Consider the following 20,827-nt stretch of genomic DNA (forward strand, 5'->3'; position numbering starts at 1 on the left):
GCAAGGCGGGGCCGGGAAAGAAAGGGACGGCAAAAACGAAAGCAGGGCGGGGGAATACCCCGCCCGCGGATGGCATCAGAACTCCTGCCAGTGCTGGTCGCCGCCGCTGCCCGCGGTCGCCGGGGCGCGCGAGCGCAACGGCGTGGGCGCGGGCGCTGCAGCGGCGCCGGTCTTGCGCGCCGTCGTGGACTGGCGACGCACTGGCGCTGCGGCCGGTGGCGCCGCCGCGGCGCGCGGCGCTGCGGGCGTGGCGACGGCGCGGGCCGGCGCTGCGGCAGCCGCGGCGGTGCGGAACGCGGACACCGCCTCGACCAGCTGGGTGGCCTGCTGGCGCATGCTCTCCGCGGAGGCGGAAGCCTGCTCGACCAGCGCCGCATTCTGCTGGGTGCCTTCGTCCATCTGGGTGATGGCCTGGTTGACCTGCTCGATGCCGCTGCTCTGCTCCTGCGAGGCGGCGGAGATGTCGGCGATGATGTCGGTCACGCGCTGCACCGACGAGACGATCTCGCCCATGGTGTTGCCGGCCTGGCGCACCAGCGCCGAACCGTCGGTCACCTTGCCCACCGACTCCTCGATCAGCTGCTTGATCTCCTTGGCCGCACCGGCGCTGCGCTGCGCCAGTGCGCGCACTTCGCCCGCCACCACCGCGAAGCCGCGACCCTGTTCGCCGGCGCGGGCGGCTTCCACCGCCGCGTTCAGCGCCAGGATGTTGGTCTGGAAGGCGATGCCGTCGATCACGCTGATGATGTCGGCGATCTTCTTCGACGAGGCTTCGATCGCGCTCATCGTGGCGACCACCTGCTGCACCACCTCGCCGCCCTGCGCGGCCACGCCGGCCGCGCCCTGCGCCAGCTGGTTGGCCTGGCGGGCGTTGTCGGCGTTCTGCTTGACGGTGGAGGTGAGCTCTTCCATCGACGAAGCGGTTTCCTCCAGCGACGCCGCCTGCTGCTCGGTGCGCATCGACAGGTCGCTGTTGCCGGCGGCGATTTCGCCGGAAGCGGCGCTGATCCCGTCGGAGGTCTGGCGGATGTTGCCGACGATCTGCGCCAGCCCCTCCACGGTGCGGTTGGCATCGCCCGCGAGCTGGCCGAACTGGCCGGGCAGCTGCACCTCGATGCGACGCGTCAGGTCGCCATCGGCCACCGCCGATAGCAGGGTGCCCACTTCGGTCAGGCCGTTCTGCGAGGTGGCCATCAGCTGGTCCAGGCGCTCCACCAGCTCGCGATAGACGAAGTCGAAGCGGCTGGCATCGCCGCGCTTGCTGAAGTCGCCGGCTACCGCTGCGTCCACCAGCGTCTTGATCTCGCTATTGACCGCCAGCAGGCTGGCCTTGACCGCGTCCACCGACTTGATCGCCTCGGCCTTCTTGCCGGGCATGCGGTTGACGTCGCGCGACAGGTCGCCGCGGCCGTAGTCGCCGATCACATCGATGATGTGCAGGTTTTCATCGATGAACGAGGCCACCAGCGCATTGACCTGTTCGGCCATCACCCCGAACGCGCCGGGGAAGTTCTCGGCGTCGATCCGGCTGTCCAGGTCGCCGGCCTTCTGTTCATCGAACAGGACCTGCTGCGCCTGGGCGAACTTGCGCAGCGCGGCGGCGGCGTCTTCCATGCCGCGGCCGATGTCGTTCAGTTCGTCGCGGGTGGCAACGTGGATGCGCTCGGAGAACTGGCCGGCGGCCAGCGAACGGGCGCCGCTTTCGATGGTCTGCAGTGCCTTGCGGGTGCCGCGGGTGAAGCCCATGAACAGATAGGCCGCGGCCAGCAGCGCCAGCGCCACGAAGCCGAGGGTGGCGAACGCCTTCAGCTGCAGGCTGGCGATGCTGCGGTCGCCGGCGGCGTTGATGGCCGCGCTGGTGGCCTTCATCGCCTTGTTCATGGCGATGCGGGTGGCCTGGTCCTGGCGCGCCAGCCCGGCCACCGGGGATTCCGGCGTTTCGGCGTCCAGGATCTGCTCCTGGATCATCTTGTTCTGCGCTTCCATCGCCTGCAGCGCTGCCGACATCGGCTTGCCGAACAGCGCGGCGCCTTCGGGCAGTTCCTTTTCGATGTACTTGCGCCCGTCGCCGATCTGGCCGGACAGGTAGCCCTGCATGTTCTTGCGCACCGCCAGTTCAGTGCGGTCGCTCACCCAGATCGCGCCTTCGCCGAGCACGCGGATGCCGACCACGGCCTGCTTGGCGCTGGCGGATGCCAGTTCGGGCAGCAGGATGCCGCCGATCTCGCCGCCGCGCAGCATGGCGGTGTCGTTGGCGACGGCGGTGATCGCGGTGAAGGCGATCTTGCCGATTTCCACGCGCAGCGCTTCCAGTGCGGCGGAATCGGCGTCCGGGCCGGCTTCGCCCTCGGTCGCAACCGCTTTTTTCCACGCAGTGCCGGTGGCTTTCATCGATTCGACCAGGTCGCGGTTGTCAAAACCCGCGTTGCTGCGCCATGCGTCGAAGTTGGTCAGCGCCTTGTCCGCGCGCGCCGCGGCATCGGTGATGCCTTGGTCGGTGGCGGTGGGGTCGTTGGCCAGCTTGCGCGCGCGCAGCTGGCGATGGTCCTGCATCGCCAGCTGGGCGTCGTGGAGCATGTCCAGGCCGACGGTGGCGGAACGGGCGGTGCGCGCATCGGAGATTTCGCCCAGCGAGCGGGTCACCACCAGCCCTGCCAGCACGCCGCAGGTCAGGGTGAATGCCGCACCGATCAGCATCGCCTTCTGGTTGAAGCGCAACCGCCCCATCAGGTTGGTGGCGGGAGCGAGCAGGCGATCTGCAAGAGAAAGGCTTTGCGGCATTGTGGGACCCCTGTGAACGCAATCGAATGGTTTGGTCAAAGCCGGCATCGGCCCGCACCGTGGAATCTTTAACGGTTGCCTGTCGACGGCGATGCCGATGACTTGCAACCGTGACCGGCATCGCAGTCCGGGGAATCGCGCCGGGCGTCGTGCTCAAGTCCGGCCGGTGGCAGCCGATGTGGATGTCGAGCGCATACGCGCCTGCATACCCCTACGGAGTTCCTGCCATGTCCCGACCCTTCCATCGGATCCTGAAAGCGGCGATGTTCGCCGGCGCGATGGCTCTGTCCCTGCCGGCGCTGGCGGGCAACCCGACCAAGCGCGTCGACCCCGTGTACCCCGCCGACGCCGCCCGCTCCGGCACCACCGGCTACGTCGAAGTGGAGTACAGCATCGGTCCGGACGGCAAGGTCACCGAGGTGTCGGTGGTCGACGCCAAGCCCGGCCGCGTGTTCGTGGCCGCCGCGGTGAAGGCGGTCAAGCAGTGGGAGTTCGCCCCCGGCGAAAGCCGCGGCAAGGTCAAGCTCGAGTTCAAGCTCTGAGCCATTGCGCCGCCGGTTGAGCCGGCGGCCACGTCCGGAAATCGGAACGCGCCGGCTGCCGGCGCGTTCTTTTTTTGTGTCCGGATGGCGCCGGCGGATGCCTTCTCCCCGCATGCGGGGAGAAGGCAGCCCGGTCAACGCCGGGTGTTGAACGCGGCGACCAGACCCACCAGCTCGTTGGCCTGGTGTTCCATGCTCTGCGCCGCGGCGAACGCCTCCTCGACCAGCGCGGCGTTCTGCTGGGTGCCTTCGTCCATCTGGGTGATGGCCTGGTTGACCTGCTCGATGCCGGCGCTCTGTTCCTGCGAGGCCGCGGAGATGTCGGCCATGATGTCGGTGACGCGCTTCACGCTGTCGACGATCTCGCCCATGGTGCGGCCGGCCTGGTCCACCAGCGCGCTGCCGGTTTCCACTTGCGATACCGAGTCGGTGATCAGCTGCTTGATTTCCTTGGCCGCGCCGGCGCTGCGCTGGGCCAGCGTGCGCACTTCGGCAGCCACCACCGCGAAGCCGCGGCCCTGCTCACCGGCACGCGCGGCTTCCACCGCCGCGTTCAGCGCCAGGATATTGGTCTGGAAGGCGATGCCGTCGATCACCCCGATGATGTCGGCGATCCGGTGCGAGGACGCGGTGATGCCGCTCATGGTTTCGACCACCTGGCCGACCACCTCGCCGCCGCGCACCGCCACCCCGGCGGCACCGTGGGCCAGCTGGCTGGCCTGGCGGGCGTTGTCGGCGTTCTGCTTGACGGTGGAGGTGAGCTCTTCCATCGACGAGGCGGTTTCTTCCAGCGCCGCCGCCTGCTGTTCGGTGCGGCGCGAGAGGTCCTCGTTGCCGCGGGCGATCTCGGACGCCGAGGCGTTGATCGATTCGCTGCCGGTGCGGATCTGGCCGACGATGCCGGTGAGGTGTTCGACGGTGCGGTTGGTGTCGTTGGCCAGCTCGCCGAAGCGGCCCGGCAGGTGGGTGTCGATGCGCCGGGTCAGGTCGCCGTCGGCCACCGCGGACAGCACTTCGCCCACTTCGGAGAGGCCATGGTCGGCGGTGGCCATGAGGTTGTTCAGGGCCTCGACCAGCTCGGCATAGACGAACTCGAAGCGGCGGGCGTTGCCGCGCTTGCCGAAATCGCCGGCCACCGCGGCTTCCACCAGCGTCTTGATCTCGGCGTTGATCGCCAGCATGCCGGCCTTCACCGCGTCCACGGCTTCGGTCACGCGCGCCTTCTGGCCGGGGTAGCGTTCGATGTCCTCGGCCAGGTCGCCGCGGGCGTACTGGGCCACGATCCGGATCGCGTTCATCTTGACCTGGACGTGTGCCGCCACCACCGAATTGATGCCTTCTGCCATGCGCCCGTATGCGCCGGGGAAACGCGCGGCGTCCATCTGGAAGTCGATGTTGCCGGCTTCGTGTTGCTGCTCGAGCTGCGACTGGGCGGTGGCGAAGTGGCCCAGCGTGGTCACCATGCCGCGCATGGCGCGGGCCAGGTCGCCAATCTCGCTGCCGTCGTTGCAGGCGATGCGGCTGTCGAGGTTGCCCTGCGATACCGCGTTGGCCACGCCTACCACCTCGCGCAGCGGCCGTACGATGGAGCGGCTGATGCCGATCGCCGCAGCGATCGCCAACGCCAGCGCCACTGCCAGCAGCACCGCGATGGCCAGCAGGCTGAGCCGGTAGCTGCGCTGCTGCGCATCCACCGCCTGGTCCAGCCGCTGCATGTTGTAGTCCAGCAGGCTGCCCAGCTGGTCGGCGGTGGCCTGGCGCAGGTCCGCGGCGCCCTTGGCCGGGGTCATGTCGCCGACCTTCAATGCCTCGACCAGCTTGCGGCTGTTGTCGAAGTAGCGGTTGGCGCGAGCCATGGTTTCCTTGTACAGGGTGCGGTCGCGGGCGTCGCTGATCTTGGATTCGTAGGTCTTGGCCAGAGCGAAGAAGGCCTTGCTGCCTTCCGCCAGCTCGCCGGCGTATTCCTCGCGCTTGGCCGCGTCGTCGGCACTGGCCACCAGACCGCGTTCGCTGACCCGGTATTCGGCCAGCATCGTCGCCAGCCGGCCCAGGTCGCGGATCGCCGGCACCGACTCGTCGGTGACCTTCTGCACCATGCGCTGGGTGTTGCCCATGCGCAGCGCCGAGAACGCGCCGGTGGCGAAGATCAGGATCGCCAGTGCGGAAAATCCGATGGCAAGGCGTTTGCCGATAGTGAGGTTCTGGAGCATGGGCGATCCCCGGTCAGTAGGTGAACTGCAGGCGCAGGCCGGCGGTCAGCGGATCGTTGGCGACCCCGCGGCGGTTGCTGTCGTATTGCAGGAGGTTGGCGATCACCCGCACGTTCGGGTGCGGATAGCAGGTGGCGGCCAGGCCCCAGACTTCGGCGCGGCCGCCGCGCATCGCCGGGCCGTCGTTGAGATCCATCACGCCGTAGCGCAGGGCCAGCTCCCAGCCCACGTGGCCCTTGGGCGAAGGGGCGGTGGCCACGCCGCGCTTGTAGCTGCGGCCATCGCCGGTGGGCGACCAGGTCACCTGCACGCTGCTGGCGTCGCCGGCCAAGTCTCCGGCGTCGCGGCGCAGGAACACCCGCGCGGTTTCGGCCTGCAAGGACCAGGCGCCACGCACCCACAGGCCTTCCACCGCAGCGCGGTCGATCCGCTCCACCCCGGCGATACCGCCGGTGGACGCCACCCTCAGGTCGCTGAGTACGCTGCCGGCATTGAGGCTGTAGCTGGCGCTGTGGCTGCGCGGCGATTCGCTGGCCAGGCTCAGGCCGACATGCAGGTTTTCCTGCTTGCCCGAGCGCAGCAGCCAGGTGCCGCGCATGCTGGCGCCCGGCGAATCGCTGGTGCCGTCGAGGCGATGGCCGAACAGCGCGGCGTTGAAGGCGCCGCGCTTGCCCCAGCGCGCGTATTCCGCGCCGATCCGGCGACTGATGACGAAGGCGCCGACCGGCGACGCTTCGAGGAAGGCAGTCTGCTTGTCGGCAATCGCGTCCTCCAGCGCAAACGGCTGCTTGAACTGGCCAAGCCGGAACGACTGGCCCTCGCCCGGGGTCAATTCAAGATACGCGTCCGGCGGGGTGCGGTCGGCGAAGTCGTGATCCACCACCAGCTGCCAGCGCTTGTTGTCGCCCTTGAGCCGGAAGCCCAGCCGCGCGCGGCGGAAGCCGTCCTCGGTCTGCAGCGGGCCAAGGTCGGAGTCCACCCGCGCCCACTCGTACTGCACGTTGGCGATCGGGGCGATCTCGAACGGCAGCTCGGCCGCGGCGGCAGGTGCGGCGCAGGCGGCCGCCACGAGGGTGATGAGGGGAATGGGCGGCAGTGGACGGCGCATTGGAACTCCGGGCGAAATCGCAGGGACAACTGATCGCCCGTCTGTGCGAAACGGCAGGGCGCTTTTCCTGCTACGGCTGCGGCAGGCAATTCTTGAGTGGGCAGGGGGGGGCCGTCGTGCCGCGTGCAGCGGCATGCGACGCGCCGCACGCATCGCGCTACGCGGATGCCGCTGCCGAAATCGGCGTCAGCCGGGGAGAGGAACGGCCGGGCGCTGCCCGTGGGGCCGTGCAGGGATCACGCCGCGTTGAATGCACCCAACACAGCGTCGTAGTCCAGTTCGGCCGCCCCGGCACGGACGTGGCTGCGCGTGACGCCCTGCTCCAGCCGGAACACCGCCACCGCCGCGCTGAGCTGGCGCGCCTGCTCTTCCATCGAGCGGGCGGCCGCGGTGGCTTCTTCCACCAGCGCCGCGTTCTGCTGGGTGGTCTCGTCCATCTGGGTCACCGTGCGGTTGACCTGCTCGATGCCCGTGCTCTGCTCCTGCGAGGCGGCGGAGATGTCGGCCATGATGTCGGTGACGCGCTGCACCGAGGTCACCAGTTCGTGCATGGTGCTGCCGGCTTGGCGCACCAGCACCGAACCGTCGGTCACCTTGCCCACCGACTCCTCGATCAGCTGCTTGATCTCCTTCGCAGCACCCGCCGAGCGCTGCGCAAGCGCGCGCACTTCGCCGGCCACCACCGCGAAGCCGCGGCCCTGTTCGCCGGCGCGGGCGGCTTCCACCGCCGCGTTCAGCGCCAGGATATTGGTCTGGAAGGCGATGCCGTCGATCACGCTGATGATGTCGGAGATCTTCTTCGACGAGGCCTCGATCGCGCCCATCGTGGTCACCACCTGCTCGACCACCTGGCCGCCCTGCGCAGCCACGCCGGCCGCGCCCTGCGCCAACTGGTTGGCCTGGCGGGCGTTGTCGGCGTTCTGCTTGACGGTGGAGGTGAGCTCTTCCATCGAGGCGGCGGTTTCCTCAAGCGAGGCCGCCTGCTGCTCGGTGCGGCGCGACAGATCCTCGTTGCCGGCGGCAATCTCGCTGGCGGCTGCGTTGATGTTGCCGGCGGCCTGCTGGATGCCAGAGACGATTCCGGTGAGCTGGGCCACGGTGGCATTGGCATCGTCGCGCATGCGCGCGAACACGCCCTGGAAATCGCCATCCATGCGCGCGGTGAGGTCGCCACGCGCGATGGCCTGCAGCAGGCCGGAGATCTCGCCGAGGTTGTCGTCGGTGGTCTCCATCAGCCGGTTGAGGCTGAGCATGATCTCGCGGAAGTCGTACTGGTAGCTGCCGGCATCGCCGCGCTGGCTGAAATCGCCCTGGGCGGCGGCATCGCTCAACTGGCGGATGCCCTGGCTGATCGCGCCGAGATTGCGCTTGATGGCAGCCATCGTCTCGGTGATCTCGGCCTTTTCGCCAGGCAGCTGCGGCATGTCCTGGCTGAGGTCGCCGATGGCATAGCGCTGGGCCAGGCTGATGACCTGCATCTTCACGCCGATATGGTCGCCGACCAGCTGGTTGGTACCCGCCACCATGGCGCCGTAGTCGCCCGGGAAGGAGGCCGCATCCATCCGGTAGCTGATCTCGCCCGCCTCGTGCCGGCGGGCCATCTCGTGCTGCGCGGCAAGCACCGCCTGGATGCGGTCCTGCATGCCGCGCATGCTGCCCAGCAGCTGCCCGCATTCGTCACGCGAAGTCTGCACGATCGCGTTGTCCAGCTTGCCGTGGGCGATCGCGTCCGCGACAGACGTGGCCTTGCGCAGCGGAACGACGATGCGCTGGCCGATCAGCCATCCAAGCGCGAACACCAGCACCACCAGGATGCCGCCAGCCACTGTCATCACGCCGGTGAAGCGCCAGGCCTGCGCCTGCACGTCGTCCATGTACACGCCGGTGGCCACCACCCAGTTCCACGGCTGGAACAGCCGGGCGTAGGCCATCTTCAGCACCGGCTCGTCACCGTGGCCGGGCTTGGCCCAGTGGTAGGTGGTGAAGCCGTCGCCGTTGCGGACCGATGCCAGCTGGTCGTAGAACAGGCGGTCGCCGTGGTCGGTCCGGTAGTCCTTAAGGTCCTGCCCGATCAGGTCCTTGCGCAGCGGGTGCATCAGCATCCGGTTGCCGGTGTCGAGGACGTAGAAGTAGTTGTCGTTGTCGTCCGTGTGCATCGTGGCCAGTGCGGCCAACGCCTGCTGCTGCGCATCCTTCAGCGGAAGCTGGCCGCTCTCGGCCAGCTGCTGGTAATGGGTCAGCACGCTGCTGGCCAGCTGCACGCGGATGTCCAACGCGATCTTGCGGGTATTGTTGACGTCCAGGTACTGGAAACGCGCCGCGGTCACCGCGACGGCGATCACCCCGATCGCGCTGATCAGCGTGAGCAGGATCAGCTTGCGCTGGACCGACAGGTTGGCGAGCTTGTTCGAGAGCGCAGCGAGGATGTTCATGTGGATACCGGAGAAGAACGGGGCCGGAGCTGCGCATGGGCGCGTTGCCGGCGCTGGTAAAGCGGGGGTGGGCGTAAGCCCTTCCGGATCAGGCCGCCTGGGCGGCTGCGCTTTCGACCACCAGACCCATTTCGGTACTGGTCATCAGGCCTTCGATGTCGAGCAGGATCAGCATGCGTTCGTCCAGCGCGCCGATCCCGGTCAGGAAGCGGCGGTCGATGCCGGTGCCCACCTCGGGCATCGCACGGATCTGCTCGGTGGTCAGCTGCACCACGTCGGACACGCTGTCCACCACCATGCCCACCACGCGGTCGGCCACGTTGAGCACGATCATCACGGTCAGCGCGTCGACCTTGGCCTCGAGCCGGAACTTCACCCGCATGTCGATGACCGGGACGATGGTGCCGCGCAGGTTGATCACGCCCTTGATGTAGTCGGGCGCATCCGGCAGGCGGGTGACCGCGTCGTAGCCGCGGATCTCCTGCACCTTCAGGATGTCCACCCCGTATTCCTCCTGCCCGAGGGTGAAGGTGAGGAATTCGCCGGCGGTGGCGGCCTTGGCGGTGGTGCTGGTGGCGGAATGCGGCGCTGCGGGGCTATTCATGGAATATCCGGGGTCATGGTCTTGGCAGTCATGTCATCGGCTGGCCGCGGCAATTCTTGAGCCCGAGCCAGCGGTGGAAATCTTGATTGCGATCAAGAATCTGGCGCCTCCGCCGGCCTAGCCTCAGACTGGCCGCCGTGGCGCATCCGGCGGCCTCTACAGGGGAAGCACTTGGGCAGCAGTCCGCGATTCACACGCGGTATCCGCAGGCGCTTTTCCGCGCAAGCCCCGCTATTGCCTGGGAACACGGTCGTCGGCGGGGGGCGGGCCGCATGAACCTGGACTTCGTTCAGAGCCGCTGGGCCATGCGCGGTTACCGGCTGTATTGGCGTCTGGCCAGCCTGATGATGATCGTCGTGGGCCTGGGCAGCAGCGTGGAATGGGCCGCAGGCATCAACCTGGTGCCGGACCTGGGCGGTCGCGACATGCGCCTGACCGCCGCGTTCTGCGTGCTGCTGTCGGGGCTGGCGTTGGCGGCCGTCGGTACCGGGCGCCGCTGGATCCGACGTTTGGCCAGCCTGTTGTGCGCGATCGTGATCGGGCTGGCGGCCAACTCGTTGCTGGAATACAGCGGCATCGGCTATCGCGGCATCGCCGCGTGGCTGGACAGCGCACTGGGCGAAGGGCTGCGTCCATCAACGCGGATGGCGGAACTGGCTGCCTGCGGTTTCCTGCTGTTGGGCGGGCAGGGCCTGCTGATCCTCAACGGGCGCGCGCTGGTCCTGCGTGAGCTGTTCGGACTCGGCGTGCTGGCGATCGCGATGGCGAGCTTGGCCAGTTTCGCGTTCGTGTTGGCCCAGCACGGCGAGAGCCTGCTGGAGCGCCTGCCTATACTCACCGGCGTGCTGATGCTGCTTGGCACGCTGGGGTGGATGTCGTCGGTGCCGACCACCGGCCTGACCCGGGTCAGTACCGCCGCGACGCTGGGTGGCGTGCTGGCGCGCAGCCTGCTGCTGCCGGCGCTGCTGCTGCCGCTGGCTTATACCTTCGCGTTCAAGCTGCTGGAAACCCGTTTTGGCGTGTCGCAGATCGTCGCCTCCACGCTCGGCGCAGTGTTCACCGGTGGATCACTGGCGTGGATGATCTGGCTGGTGGCTGCGCTGCTGGATCGCAGCGAACGCCTGCGCGATACCGCCGATACCGATGCGCTCACCGGCCTGGGCAACCGCCGCAAGCTGGACGCCGTACTCCAGGGCCTGCTGCACGCGGATCGCCGGCAGCGGCTGCCGTTCTCGCTGCTGATGCTGGACCTGGATCATTTCAAGCCCTACAACGATGCCTTCGGCCATCAGGCCGGGGACGATGCCCTGCGCGAGATCGGCCGGCTGCTCCGGGCCACGCTGCGCCCGGAAGACGCGGCCTTCCGTTACGGCGGCGAGGAATTCGTGCTGGTGATCCACGGCATCCACCTGCACCAGCTGCCTGCGATTGCCGAGCGCGTGCTGCACGCTGTCCGCGCCAACGACTGGCCGCTGCGGCCGCTCACCACCAGCATCGGCGGCGCCGAGGCCTGCGATGCCGATGTGTCGGCAGCGTCCCTGTTGCAGCGGGCCGATGCCGCGTTGTACCGGGCCAAGCGCAACGGGCGCGACCGCTTCGAGAAGACCGGCTGCGCGGAATGCCTGGCCGGTGCCAGCGGGCCGGAATCGATGCGGGCGCGCAGCTGGGATCAGCCGCCGCCCGGATGCCGCGCGGCCAGCCAGGCCTGACCTGCGCCGACGCCGGTTGCCGGCGCCGGCTACCGCGGGCGTGCCTCAGTGGTTGCCGGCGAACAGCTCGCGGCCGATCAGCATGCGGCGGATTTCGTTGGTGCCGGCGCCGATGGCGTACAGCTTGGCATCGCGCAGGATGCGGCCGGTGGCGAATTCGTTGATGTAGCCGTTGCCGCCCAGCGTCTGGATGCCTTCCAGCGCCACCTGCACGGCTGCTTCGGAGGCATGCAGCAGGCAGGACGCGGCGTCGATCCGGCTCTTGTGGCCAGAATCGTAATCGCGTGCGACCTGATAGGCGAAGGCGCGGCTGGACTGCAGCGCCGTGTACATGTCGGCGATCTTGGCCTGCATCAGCTCGAAGGTGCCGATGGCCTGGCCGAACTGGCGGCGCTCGCGCACGTAGGGCAGGGCGATGTCCAGCGCCGCCTGCATCAGGCCGATGGGGCCGCCGGACAGCACCAGGCGCTCGGTGTTCAGACCGCTCATCAGCACCTTGACGCCGTTGTTGACTTCGCCCAGCACGTTCTCGGCCGGGATCTCGCAGTTCTCGAACACCAGCTCGCAGGTGTTGCTGCCGCGCATGCCCAGCTTGTCCAGCTTCTGCGCGGTGGAGAACCCCTTCATGCCCTTCTCGACGATGAAGGCGGTCATGCACTTGCTGCCCAGCTCGCGGCTGGCGGTGCGCATGTAAACGATCAGTACGTCGGCCTCGGGGCCGTTGGTGATCCACATCTTGTTGCCGTTGGCGATCCACACGTCGCCCTTGAGCTCGGCGCGGCAGCTCATCGAGCCCACCACGTCGGAACCGGCGCCCGGTTCGCTCATCGCCAGCGCGCCCTTGAACTCGCCGCTGCACAGCTTGGGCAAATACTTCGCCCGCTGCGCTTCGTTGCCGTTGGCATGCAGGTTGTTGACGCAGAGATTGGAATGCGCGCCGTAGGACAGGCCGATCGCGCCCGAGGCGCGGCTGATTTCCTCCATCGCCACCAGATGGGCCAGATAGCCCAGCCCGCTGCCGCCGTACTCGCCCGGAACGGTCATCCCCAGCAGGCCCATCTCGCCCAGCATCGGCCACAGCTCCTGCGGGAACCAGTTGTCCTCGTCCGCCTTGGCCGCGCGCGGCGCGATCTCGGTTTCGGCAAAACGGCGGACCGCCTCGCGCAGGGCATCGATGTCTTCGCCAAGGGGGAAGGGGCGCATGGGATTCCTCGAAGGTGTCGGAAGGCCCGCTGGCGGCGGGCCGGATAGGTCAATTGTAATTGAGCGGCAACATGGCCCCGGCGCCGCAACAAAAACGCCCGGCGAGCCGGGCGTTTCAGCTAGGAAGCTCCGCTTGCCAAGCCCCCTTGAGTCAAGGGGGCGCCGCGACAGCGGCGGGGTTGTGGAAGCCAATTCAAGAATTGATCGGGCAGCGCCCGATCAATTCCCGCGGATGCGGCCCTGGAAGCGGGTGCGGCCGCGGCCCAGCGGCAGCTTCAGCTTGCCGATGGTCTCGATGCGCTCTTCGGCCAGGCGGTCGGCGGCGCGATAGGTCGGGATGCCGTCGCGGTCGGCGATCTCGTAGATGCGCGACAGGTTGTGGTAGATCGTGCGCATCATGCGCATGGCGCGCTCGCGGTTGTAGCCGTCGAGTTCCAGCGCCACGTTCATCACGCCGCCCGCGTTCACCGCGTAGTCCGGCGCGTACAGGATGCCGCGCTTGACCACTTCGTCGCCGATCTCGTTGTTGGCCAGCTGGTTGTTGGCCGAACCGCAGATCACCTTGAACTTGAAGCGGGGCAGGGTCTGCTCGTTGACGGTGCCGCCCAGCGCGCACGGCGAATACACGTCGGCCGGCACGTCGTAGATCTCGTCCAGGCCCACGGCCTCGGCGCCGTACTCGGTCACCGCCTTGTCCACCAGCGCCTGGTTGATGTCGGTGACGAAGATCTTGGCGCCGCGTTCCTTCAGCAGCTTCACGTATTCCATGCCGACGTGGCCCAGGCCCTGCACGGCGTAGGAATACTTGCCCACGTCCTCGTCGCCGAACTTGCGGTTCAGCGTGGCCATCAGGCCCTGCAGCGAACCGTAGGCGGTGAACGGCGAGGGGTCGCCCGAGCCGCCGTGGACCTGGTGCACGCCGGTCACGTACTCGGTCTCGCGGTACACGTATTCCATGTCGTTGACGTCGATGCCGACGTCCTCGGCGGTGATGTAGCGGCCGCCCAGCGATTCCACGAACTGGCCGAACGCGCGGAACAGCGCCTCGGACTTGTCGGTGGCCGGGTTGCCGATGATCACCGCCTTGCCGCCGCCGATGTTCAGGCCGGCCACGGCGTTCTTGTAGGTCATGCCGCGCGACAGACGCAGCACGTCGTTCAGCGCCTCGGCCTCGCTCTTGTACGGCCACATGCGGGTGCCGCCCAGCGCGGGGCCCAGCACGGTGTTGTGGATGGCGATGATCGCCTTCAGGCCAGCGTCCTTGTTGTGGCAGAACACGACCTGCTCGTGGCCGTAGATGTCGAGCGTTTCGAAGATCATTGCAAAAACTCCGGCCGGGTCCGCCGCGAACAACGGAACCGGTGGCTATGGGAATGGAAGCGGATATGTTGGCTGTGGCCGGGTGAACCCCCCGTCACAGCCACGCATTTTAGGCCATTCTCCGGAGCGGGGCCGGCATACGGATGGGTACGGCCGCCGGCGGGGCCGTCAGGGCGCGTTGCGCAGTGCGGGTGGCGATGCGGCGGTGGCGCCGCGCGCCGCAATCAGCCCGCGGCTTTCGGTGCCTTGAAACCGGCGCAGGGATCCGGGCGCTGGGCCGCGGGGATGCGGTGGACCTCATCGAAGGCGGTCGGGCTGGACGTGGGCTCCAGGAAACCCACCGCGCGCGGCGCCATGCCGTCGCGGCGCAGCCAGAACGGCACCGCGATATCGCCGCGCACATGGCCGTTGCCGGCAATCAGCACGACGCCGCTGGCCGCGTGCGTGCGCATGGTCTCGGCCATCACCACGTCGCGGGCGATCTGCGCCTTCGCCATCGGCGACACGAGCGTCTCCGGCAGCGCGCCGCAGTGGCTGTCGCGGACCTCGGCTTCCTGCGCGGCCAGCACGTCCGCGGGCAGGGCGTCCAGCCTGTAGCGGGCGATGAGTTCGGCCGGCAGCGCCGCGGCGAAGCCTTCCTTCACCACCCTGGATGCATCGGCGCGCGACAGGTTCGCGGCCAGCAGCGGCAACTTGTACTGCAGCGCCAAAGCGATCACCGGCTGGTAATGCGTCCAGGTCCAGCCTGCTTTCGCCGGGGCGACGCGCGCCACCACGCAGGCGGCATCGCCGCATTCGGCCATCGCCGTGTCCAGCGCCGGCTGCTGGCTGGTGTCGAACTGTTCCATCGCGATGGCCGGCCGCCAGCCCGCTTCCAGTTCCTTGCGCAGCAGCGCGGCGCGGGCGGCGTGGCCGTCGGCGTTGTCGTGCACCTCCCCCAGCAGCAGCATCCGCGGCGCGCTGGCCGGGGCGGCGTGCGTACAGGCGGCAAGGGCGGTCAGCAGGGCGGGAAACAGGACGGCGTGGCGCATGGAAATCACCCGGAAGTCCAGCGCAGCTTGCCACAGCGCTGGCCGGATTTGCCCGGCACCGCGTGGCAAGGCGGGGGGCGGGGCAGGGACCCCGCGTTACAATCGGCGATTACCCGAACACCCGTGGATTCGAGCGATGAGCACCCCCGCCGCCAACCTTCCCGAACCGCAGCAGCCCACCGCACTGGACGAACACCGCACGCCGCTACGTTTCGTCACCGCCGCCAGCCTGTTCGACGGCCACGACGCCGCCATCAACATCATGCGCCGGCTGATCCAGTCGCAGGGCGCGGAAGTCATCCACCTGGGCCACAACCGCAGCGTGGAAGACGTGGTGCGCGCGGCGCTGCAGGAAGACGCCGACGCCATCGCGCTGTCGTCCTACCAGGGCGGCCACGTGGAATACCTGAAGTACATGGTGGACATGTTGAAAGAGCGCGACGCCGCGCACATCCGCGTGTTCGCCGGCGGCGGCGGCACCATCACCCCGGAGGAAATCCGCGAGCTGGAAGCCTACGGCGTCGAGCGCATCTACCACCCCAATGACGGCATGCACATGGGGCTGGTGGCGATGATCGAGGACGTGGTCAAGCGCGCCGAAGCCGGTCGCATGCCGGTGGAGACGCCGCACAAGGTCGCGTTCGACAACGAGATCGAGATCGGCCGCATGCTCAGCGCCATCGAGGAACAGGCGCTGGACGAAACCGAACTGGCCCACCTGCGCAAGGAATGGCAGCTGGCCGGGGGCAAGACCCCCGTGGTCGGCATCACCGGCACCGGCGGCGCCGGCAAGTCGTCGGTCACCGACGAGCTGCTGAACCGCTTCCTGGCCAACTTCCCGGGCATGCACATCGCCGTGGTCAGCGTGGACCCCACCCGCCGCCGCACCGGCGGCGCGCTGCTGGGCGACCGCATCCGCATGAACTCGCTGCGCTCCCCGCGCGTGTTCATGCGCTCCATGGCCACCCGCCGCCAGCATGCTGCCACCAACGTGGTGCTGAAGGACTGCGTGGCGTTTTTGAAGTCGCTGGGCTATGACCTGGTCATCGTCGAGACCGCCGGCATCGGCCAGAGCGATTCGGAGATCGTCGACCTGGTCGATTTCCCCATGTACGTGATGACCAGCGACTTCGGCGCGCCCAGCCAGCTCGAGAAGATCGACATGCTGGATTTCGCCGAACTGGTGGTGCTCAACAAGTTCGACAAGCGCGGTGCCGAAGACGCCCTGCGCGACGTGCGCAAGCAGTGGAAGCGCAACCGCGTGGCGTTCCAGACCAAGGACGAGGACGTCCCGGTCTATCCCACCATCGCCAGCCAGTTCAACGACCCCGGCCTGAACTGGATGTTCGCCAACCTGTGCCGCCTGCTCGACGCGAAATGGTGTCAGGGACAATTTCCCGGCACCGATCGCACCGGCTGCACCCTCTTCGCCAAAATTGTCCCTGACACCATTTCGCTGCGCGAACCCCGCGCCACCGTCCTCATCCCCGGCAACCGCGTGCGCTACCTGGCCGAGATCGCCGAGCAGGGCCGCAGCATCAACGCCCGCATCGAATCGCAGGCGGAGATCGCCGACCGCGCGCAGTCGCTGTGGGACGCGCTGAAGGAACTGGGCGATGCCGCGCTGCCCAAGGCGCTGGACCTGTACCCGGCCGAAGCCCTCACCGACGGCGACGACCGCAGCCTGAAGACCCTGCGCCAGCGCTACAACGACGCCATCCAGTCGCTGGATTCCGACGCCCTGCGCCTGCTGCGCGACTGGCCGGCGCGCCTGAAGGCGATCACCGAGCCGGTGAACGAATACCAGGTGCGCGACAAGACCATCCGGGTGGAGAACTACCGCGAGTCGCTCAGCCACCAGCAGATCCCCAAGATCGCCGCGCCCACCTACAAGGCCTGGGGCGAGCTGCTGGTGTTCCTGCAGAAGGAAAACCTGCCGGGTTACTACCCCTACACCGGCGGCGTGTACCCGTACCGCCGCACCGGCGAGGACCCCATCCGCATGTTCGCGGGAGAGGGCACGCCGGAGCGCACCAACCGCCGCTTCCACTACCTCAGCGTCGGCCAACCCGCCGCGCGCCTGTCCACCGCCTTCGACAGCGTCACCCTGTACGGCGAAGACCCGGCGCCGCGCCCGGACATCTACGGCAAGATCGGCAACTCCGGCGTCAACGTGCCCACGCTGGACGACATGAAGAAGCTGTATTCCGGCTTCGACCTGTGCGCGCCCACCACCAGCGTGTCGATGACCATCAACGGCCCGGCGCCGATCATCCTGGCGATGTTCATGAACACCGCCATCGACCAGCAGGTGGAGAAATACCTGAAGGCCGACGACGCCCGCTGGCAGGCGGCGCAGCAGAAGATCGCGCAGCTGTTCGAAGGCCGCCAGCGCCCGGCGTATTCCGGCGAACTGCCGCAGGGCAACGACGGCCTGGGCCTGGCCCTGCTGGGCGTCACCGGCGATCAGCTGGTGGACGCCGAGACCTACGCGCGCATCAAGGCGGAAACGCTCAAGACCGTGCGCGGCACCGTGCAGGCCGACATCCTGAAGGAAGACCAGGCGCAGAACACCTGCATCTTCAGCACCGAGTTCGCCCTGCGCATGATGGGCGACATCCAGCAGTACTTCGTGGACAACGCCGTCCGCAACTTCTACTCGGTGTCCATCTCCGGCTACCACATCGCCGAAGCCGGGGCGAACCCGATCAGCCAGCTGGCCTTCACCCTGTCCAACGGCTTCACCATCGTGGAGTACTACCTTGCGCGAGGAATGCGCATCGACGACTTCGCGCCCAACCTGTCGTTCTTCTTCAGCAACGGCATGGACCCGGAATACACCGTCATCGGCCGCGTGGCCCGCCGCATCTGGGCCCGCGCCATGCGCGAGCGCTACGGCGCCAGCCCGCGCAGCCAGATGATGAAGTACCACATCCAGACCAGCGGCCGCTCCCTGCACGCGCAGGAAATCCAGTTCAACGACATCCGCACCACGCTGCAGGCCCTGTACGCGCTGTTCGACAACTGCAACAGCCTGCACACCAACGCCTACGACGAAGCCATCACCACGCCGACGGAAGAAAGCGTGCGCCGCGCCGTGGCCATCCAGATGATCATCAACAAGGAGTTGGGGCTGAACTTCTGCGAGAACCCGTGGCAGGGCAGCTTCATCGTGGACAAGCTCACCGACATCGTGGAAGAGGCCGTCTACAAGGAGTTCGAGGCCATCAGCGAGCGCGGCGGCGTGCTGGGCGCCATGGACACCATGTACCAGCGCGGCAAGATCCAGGAAGAAAGCCTGTACTACGAGCACAAGAAGCATGACGGCAGCCTGCCGCTGGTGGGCGTCAACACCTTCCTGCCCAAGGAACACGGCGGCGACATCGTCACCGAGATCGAGCTGATCCGCTCCACCGAAGAGGAGAAGGGGCAGCAGATCGACAATGTCCGCAACTACCAGCAGCTCCGCAACGCCCTTGTAGGAGGGGCTTCAGCCCCGATCGCGAACACCGATCGCGACGCCGGCCTCGCCTACCTCCAAAAAACCGCCCGCGACCGCCAGAACGTGTTCGCCGCGCTGATGGAGGCGGTGAAGACGCATAGCCTTGGGCAGATAAGCCATGCGTTGTATGACGTGGGTGGGGAATATCGGCGGAATATGTAAAGGTTAGTCATTTTGACTGCTGCTGCAAGGGGGAAGGGTGAAGTTCAATGATGTCCAAATTAATTCTGTTGCTGAGCTTATTACCACGTTAAAGACTCATGCGGCGGAAACTAGTGGCGAGGCTCGGTGGTTTCGCGGGCAGGAAAACTCCACGTGGCAGTTGACGCCTAGCATTTCGCGCAATGAGGGTGATCCGCTAAAGCGTGAGTACGAGAACCTAAAAAGGTTCCGCCAGATGGCTCCTCGCTTCATCGACCTGCAACCGAGAGATGAGTGGGAGTGGCTCTTCCTGATGCAGCACTACGCCGTGAAAACGCGACTGCTTGACTGGACGGAAAGTCCGCTGGTTGCACTCTATTTTGCGGTCTTAAAAGGTGCTGAAGACAACAGTGATGCTGCCTTGTGGGTAATATTGCCCGCCGCACTAAACAAACTTACGGGATGGGAAGAGCTTCAGTCCAAGGCGGGTATCCCGTTCTTCGGGATGGACAAACAACTGGAAGCGTATTTGACCTCTAATGTAGTTAATACGCCGGCGGGATCCGGTTCAGGCCCGATCGCGGCGGTGGCTCCTCGAACCTCCGCGCGAATCGCAGCGCAGCTAGGTGTTTTTACGGTTTTTCATGCGGATTTTTCGCCGTTGGAATTGATCGGCGATGAAAGTCATATATGGCGCTATGTGATTCCCTCCGCATCAAAACAGAGAATAAGAGAGGAACTTGCAGTGCTGCAAATGAATGAGTTCGCTCTTTTTCCTGAACTTGATAAGCTGGGCGGCATGGTCTCTGCTGGAGGGGTCGCATGAAGGCTGCGCCATTCGAAGTTACACAGATGCCTCAGTCGAGTGTGCTTTATTTGTACTCTATTAGGGATAAGATCGATCTAGATCCTGCTTATCAACGAGAAGGAGAGATTTGGTCGCTGTTTAAAAAGCAGCTCTTGATCGACTCTCTGCTGAACGGGTTTGATATTCCGAAGATATATTTTCACGATACCGGTCCAGCGGGTTCTAAACGTTATGCTGTCATCGACGGGAAGCAGCGGCTGCAAGCCATATGGGGCTTCTTGGATGATGATTTCCCGCTTTCGGATGACTTCATTTTGTATGGTAACAGTGATGTGTCAATCGCTGGACTCAAGTATTCCGAGATATCAAAGAAGCTTCCTAGTCTAAAGATTCGACTTGACGCAACGAGTTTATCTGTCTTTCGCGTGGAAGCAGCGGATCTTGAGTTCATCGAGGAAATGTTCAGTAGGCTCAATGAAGCCGTTCCATTGAGTTCTGCAGAGAAGCGGAGGACTGGCGGTGGCGCGGCCTCTCGTATGATTTCCGAACTGGCGAGCCACGAGTTCTTTATCAGAAGCATCAGCTTTCGTGACCATCGGGCTCGCTACTTCGATGTGGCAAGTAAGATTGCGTATCTTGAAGCGGTCGGTGCCGTTGCTGACACGAAGCGGGAATTTCTGGATGGATTCGTGCGTCGTGCCAAAAATGAGGAGAAAGCGCGAGCACAGCTCGAGGATGCAATCGATCGGGCTCGGGTCGTTCTGGACACCATGACATCGGTGTTCGAAGCCAGTGACCCGTTGTTGAAGCAGGTTGGCTTGATTCCTGTCTATTACTGGCTTTTCCGCGCGTGTTTGGAGATTGGGGCCGAAGGCGAGCTGACTCGTCGGAAGTTTCAAGCGTTTGAAGAAAAGAGGCACTCAGCCAAACAAGGGTGGGCGGGAGAACTCGACTTCGACATGAGCGCAATCTCGCAGTTCAATCGCTTATCTCAGACTCCCAATGATACTTACGCAATTGAATTTCGGGTTGCGGTATTAGTTGACCAGGTCCTTCCGCTTAAATGGAAGGAAGAAGTGTTGAAGAATGCGGGCCGAATGGCGTTTATGGCGTCTGATTTCAGGCAATAAAGGTGTCAGGGACAATTCCTCGCCAATTGGGGTGTGCGGGCGAGGGAAAAAAAGGTGTCAGGGACAATTTCCGATGTGCGTTTGCGCAAGAGGCTGATCGACTGACGCCTCGCGGGCGGGGAGGCTGTGGTCATGGCCCGCCTGCCTCGCCCCGATCTCGCCGGTATTCCCCAGCACGTAGTGCAGCGGGGTAACAATCGGTTGCCCTGTTTCCTCGATGACGATGACCGCCAGCGCTACCTGCAGTGCCTGCTGGTTGCGCTTGCCCGCTTCGATTGCCGGTTGCATGCCTACGTGCTGATGGAC

The 20,827-nt window shown here is 66.2% G+C and carries 14 protein-coding genes; 5 read left to right on the forward strand and 9 right to left on the reverse strand.

Going from position 1 to position 20,827, the window contains the following annotated elements:
* Nucleotides 1-75 precede the first annotated feature (75 nt).
* Nucleotides 76-2,781 carry a methyl-accepting chemotaxis protein gene (locus E5S66_RS13560; RefSeq protein ID WP_171033493.1) on the reverse strand — a complete coding sequence of 902 codons (2,706 nt, stop codon included), beginning with the start codon at nt 2,779-2,781 and terminating at the stop codon, nt 76-78.
* A 227-nt stretch (nt 2,782-3,008) separates the two neighbouring features.
* Here E5S66_RS13560 and E5S66_RS06710 point away from each other — a divergent pair, with 227 nt between their 5' ends.
* Complete coding sequence (locus E5S66_RS06710; protein ID WP_171033494.1) at nt 3,009-3,323, forward strand: energy transducer TonB; 315 nt, start codon at nt 3,009-3,011, stop codon at nt 3,321-3,323.
* A 134-nt stretch (nt 3,324-3,457) separates the two neighbouring features.
* On the opposite strand, the gene E5S66_RS13825 is transcribed toward E5S66_RS06710, so the two are convergent.
* The 4 genes from E5S66_RS13825 to E5S66_RS06730 all read right to left on the reverse strand — a co-directional run bounded on the left by E5S66_RS13825 (nt 3,458) and on the right by E5S66_RS06730 (nt 9,677).
* On the reverse strand, nt 3,458-5,533 hold the full coding sequence (locus E5S66_RS13825) for a methyl-accepting chemotaxis protein (protein WP_138348490.1): 2,076 nt from the start codon (nt 5,531-5,533) through the stop codon (nt 3,458-3,460).
* A 13-nt stretch (nt 5,534-5,546) separates the two neighbouring features.
* Nucleotides 5,547-6,641 carry an OprO/OprP family phosphate-selective porin gene (locus E5S66_RS06720; protein WP_171033495.1) on the reverse strand — a complete coding sequence of 365 codons (1,095 nt, stop codon included), beginning with the start codon at nt 6,639-6,641 and terminating at the stop codon, nt 5,547-5,549.
* Nucleotides 6,642-6,877: 236 nt separating this feature from the next.
* Entirely contained in the window at nt 6,878-9,073 is a 2,196-nt protein-coding gene (locus E5S66_RS13830; RefSeq protein ID WP_138348492.1) for a methyl-accepting chemotaxis protein, read from the reverse strand.
* 88 nt (nt 9,074-9,161) lie between these two features.
* On the reverse strand, nt 9,162-9,677 hold the full coding sequence (locus E5S66_RS06730) for a chemotaxis protein CheW (protein WP_138348493.1): 516 nt from the start codon (nt 9,675-9,677) through the stop codon (nt 9,162-9,164).
* A 272-nt stretch (nt 9,678-9,949) separates the two neighbouring features.
* On the opposite strand from E5S66_RS06730, the gene E5S66_RS06735 reads away from it, so the two are divergent.
* The gene (locus tag E5S66_RS06735) at nt 9,950-11,386 is read left to right on the forward strand and encodes a GGDEF domain-containing protein (RefSeq protein WP_138348494.1); all 1,437 of its coding nucleotides are present in this window, start codon (nt 9,950-9,952) and stop codon (nt 11,384-11,386) included.
* Between the two features lie 45 nt (nt 11,387-11,431).
* Here E5S66_RS06735 and E5S66_RS06740 read toward each other — a convergent pair whose 3' ends face one another.
* From E5S66_RS06740 to E5S66_RS06750, 3 genes are all read right to left on the reverse strand, one after another.
* Nucleotides 11,432-12,589: an isovaleryl-CoA dehydrogenase gene (locus E5S66_RS06740; protein ID WP_138348495.1), complete on the reverse strand. Its 1,158-nt coding sequence runs from the start codon at nt 12,587-12,589 to the stop codon at nt 11,432-11,434.
* 219 nt (nt 12,590-12,808) lie between these two features.
* Nucleotides 12,809-13,909, reverse strand: a complete 1,101-nt coding sequence (locus tag E5S66_RS06745; protein ID WP_138348496.1) for a Glu/Leu/Phe/Val dehydrogenase dimerization domain-containing protein — start codon at nt 13,907-13,909, stop codon at nt 12,809-12,811.
* Nucleotides 13,910-14,133: 224 nt separating this feature from the next.
* Nucleotides 14,134-14,940, reverse strand: coding sequence for a ChaN family lipoprotein (locus E5S66_RS06750; protein WP_138348497.1), 807 nt, complete (start codon nt 14,938-14,940; stop codon nt 14,134-14,136).
* A gap of 136 nt (nt 14,941-15,076) precedes the next feature.
* Here E5S66_RS06750 and E5S66_RS06755 point away from each other — a divergent pair, with 136 nt between their 5' ends.
* Genes E5S66_RS06755 through E5S66_RS06765 form a run of 3 tightly spaced genes read left to right on the forward strand, consistent with a single transcriptional unit; the run spans nt 15,077 to nt 20,521 of the window.
* A complete protein-coding gene (locus E5S66_RS06755; protein ID WP_138348498.1) occupies nt 15,077-18,604 on the forward strand; it encodes a methylmalonyl-CoA mutase family protein in 3,528 nt (1,175 codons plus the stop codon).
* 37 nt (nt 18,605-18,641) lie between these two features.
* Nucleotides 18,642-19,409, forward strand: coding sequence for an FRG domain-containing protein (locus tag E5S66_RS06760; protein WP_171033496.1), 768 nt, complete (start codon nt 18,642-18,644; stop codon nt 19,407-19,409).
* A complete protein-coding gene (locus tag E5S66_RS06765; protein ID WP_138348500.1) occupies nt 19,406-20,521 on the forward strand; it encodes a DUF262 domain-containing protein in 1,116 nt (371 codons plus the stop codon). The genes E5S66_RS06760 and E5S66_RS06765 overlap by 4 nt, the downstream gene beginning before the upstream one ends.
* A 57-nt stretch (nt 20,522-20,578) precedes the next feature.
* On the opposite strand, the gene E5S66_RS13745 is transcribed toward E5S66_RS06765, so the two are convergent.
* The coding region (locus E5S66_RS13745) for a hypothetical protein (protein WP_246037163.1) at nt 20,579-20,827 on the reverse strand (249 nt) is incomplete at its 5' end.

The sequence above is a fragment of the Thermomonas fusca genome (assembly GCF_005862345.1).
Taxonomy (GTDB): Bacteria; Pseudomonadota; Gammaproteobacteria; order Xanthomonadales; family Xanthomonadaceae; genus Thermomonas; species Thermomonas fusca.

Coding starts and splice junctions, on each gene's coding strand:
- E5S66_RS06740 (WP_138348495.1), bottom strand. CDS start 12,589: ATGCGCCCCTTCCCCCTTGGCGAAGACATCGATGCCCTGCGCGAGGCG.
- E5S66_RS13560 (WP_171033493.1), bottom strand. CDS start 2,781: ATGCCGCAAAGCCTTTCTCTTGCAGATCGCCTGCTCGCTCCCGCCACC.
- E5S66_RS06730 (WP_138348493.1), bottom strand. CDS start 9,677: ATGAATAGCCCCGCAGCGCCGCATTCCGCCACCAGCACCACCGCCAAG.
- E5S66_RS06755 (WP_138348498.1), top strand. CDS start 15,077: ATGAGCACCCCCGCCGCCAACCTTCCCGAACCGCAGCAGCCCACCGCA.
- E5S66_RS06735 (WP_138348494.1), top strand. CDS start 9,950: ATGAACCTGGACTTCGTTCAGAGCCGCTGGGCCATGCGCGGTTACCGG.
- E5S66_RS06765 (WP_138348500.1), top strand. CDS start 19,406: ATGAAGGCTGCGCCATTCGAAGTTACACAGATGCCTCAGTCGAGTGTG.
- E5S66_RS06710 (WP_171033494.1), top strand. CDS start 3,009: ATGTCCCGACCCTTCCATCGGATCCTGAAAGCGGCGATGTTCGCCGGC.
- E5S66_RS13830 (WP_138348492.1), bottom strand. CDS start 9,073: ATGAACATCCTCGCTGCGCTCTCGAACAAGCTCGCCAACCTGTCGGTC.
- E5S66_RS06720 (WP_171033495.1), bottom strand. CDS start 6,641: ATGCGCCGTCCACTGCCGCCCATTCCCCTCATCACCCTCGTGGCGGCC.
- E5S66_RS13825 (WP_138348490.1), bottom strand. CDS start 5,533: ATGCTCCAGAACCTCACTATCGGCAAACGCCTTGCCATCGGATTTTCC.
- E5S66_RS06745 (WP_138348496.1), bottom strand. CDS start 13,909: ATGATCTTCGAAACGCTCGACATCTACGGCCACGAGCAGGTCGTGTTC.
- E5S66_RS06750 (WP_138348497.1), bottom strand. CDS start 14,940: ATGCGCCACGCCGTCCTGTTTCCCGCCCTGCTGACCGCCCTTGCCGCC.